Origin of the sequence: Micromonospora sp. ATA51 (assembly GCF_016802855.1) — a bacterium.
GTDB classification, from domain to species: domain Bacteria; phylum Actinomycetota; class Actinomycetes; order Mycobacteriales; family Micromonosporaceae; genus Micromonospora; species Micromonospora sicca.
Genome location: NZ_JAEVHJ010000633.1, coordinates 1 through 1,606, shown reverse-complemented (window position 1 = coordinate 1,606; position 1,606 = coordinate 1). Strand labels below are relative to the sequence as shown.

The 1,606-nt window shown below is 66.5% G+C and carries 2 protein-coding genes; one reads left to right on the top strand and one right to left on the bottom strand.

Annotated elements, in window-relative coordinates; translation table 11 throughout:
- The first annotated feature begins 14 nt into the window (after nucleotides 1-14).
- Nucleotides 15-206, top strand: coding sequence for a DUF397 domain-containing protein (locus JNW87_RS38530; protein ID WP_238455453.1), 192 nt, complete (start codon nucleotides 15-17; stop codon nucleotides 204-206).
- A gap of 414 nt (nucleotides 207-620) precedes the next feature.
- On the opposite strand, the gene JNW87_RS38525 is transcribed toward JNW87_RS38530, so the two are convergent.
- Nucleotides 621-1,606: ATP-dependent endonuclease (locus tag JNW87_RS38525; protein WP_238455452.1), on the bottom strand; the 986-nt coding region annotated here is incomplete at its 5' end.

The window sequence follows — 1,606 nt, the reverse complement described above, 5'->3', positions numbered from 1 at the left end:
TGACCTCAGTCAACCTGTCCCGCGCCCGGTGGAGAAAGAGCAGCCGATCGAGTGGGAACGGCCAGTGCGTGGAGGTCGCCGATCTCGTCCACGTCGTCGCCCTGCGGGACAGCAAGGATCCGGCCGGGCCGGCTCTTATCTTCGGTCGCGAGGGCTGGATGAGCTTCCTGGCCGGCGCAAAGGAAGGCACGTTCAGGCAGCGCTAGGCGTGTCATCGAGCCCGACCCGTCCGTTGGCGATCACCGCCGTGCTTCGTGCGCGCTTCCCCGCCCACGTCCCGTCCCGTTCCGTCCCATTGACGCACGACAATCCCGGACCCGTGGGGTGCGACCGGGCTAGCTAGATCATTGCGAGGCATTCGGCAATCCCATGCCGATCTTCCCGACCTGGTTGCGCGAGGCCCTGGCGCTCGACGCCGAAGGCGAGCCCAGTGCCGATGATGACGACGAACGGGGGCCGCTGTGACGGCCTACGGTGGACAGCGGCAAGTGGTGCCTCGCACACTCCCGTCCGCGAGGGACCTCGTTTGATCGCTCGGGTGACAGCGCGCGGCGGCGCGGTAGCGTGACGGCGAAGGGCCGGTCCGACTATGGCCGGCCCTTCGGCGTTAGGTCGAGGAGCTAGTTGCTGAGCAGGGTGTTGATCCGGGCGAAGAGCTGCGCGAACCGCTCGAGGGTGGCGTCATCGACGTCGTTGTGCAGTGTCGTGGGCGAGCGCATCAGGTAGCTCGCGGGCTGGTAGTGGTCGAACCGGCCGCCGAGGGCTGCCTCGGCCTGCTTGACGATTCGGCCACCGTTGAGCTTGGTCTTGGCCACGGTCCCGACCTTGCTCTCCTTCAGCAGCTTCAGGTACCAGCCTGGGTCGAACAGGTCTTCGATGTCGGCTTCGGGCGTGCCGGTGATGTCGGTAAGCGGGATGAGGTGGTCCTTGGGCAGTAGCCCGCGTTGGACCATGTTGGTGATCTTTTGGTTGCCGCCGGCGGCGACGTCCATGATGACGGCGACGTTCAGGTCGCTTGCGCCCAGCAGGGCGATGAACGTTGGGATCTTGTCGAGGCCGCCGAGCGGGGTGATGGTCCAGCGCGGGTCGAGAGGGGTCTTGCCCTTCTTTCGGACCAGGTCGCTCATGATGGTGAGGTAGGCGACGTCGGCTGGCCCTTCGACGGCGAGCTGGTCGGGGCCGACGATCAGGGCTTGGGACATGTCTACCCCCAGCGCGCCGAGCAGCGGGAAAACGGTCTCGGGGCGGGCAGCCCACACGTCGTTGCTGACCTGGGTGCCCTCGCGCGGGATGTCCTCGACGGTCCGGCATCGCTCTAGGTGCCGGGGCTGGATCATGAACAGTGAGTGGGTGGTGTAGATGACCTGGTGGTCAGGGGCAAGCCGCTCGTCGATGTAGCGCAGCAGGTCGCTCTGGGCCTTGGCGTGCAGATTCAGGCCCGGCTCGTCGAGCAGGATCACCCGGCGGTCTTCCTTGGCGTACTCGGAGAACGCGGCGAGGAAGGAGAAGAACCAGATGAAGCCCTTGGAGCGCTCGGCCATGTTGAGGGTGACCCGGTGGGTGGCGTTGCGGACTCGGATCTGCAGCCACGGCTCTGGCTGGTTCG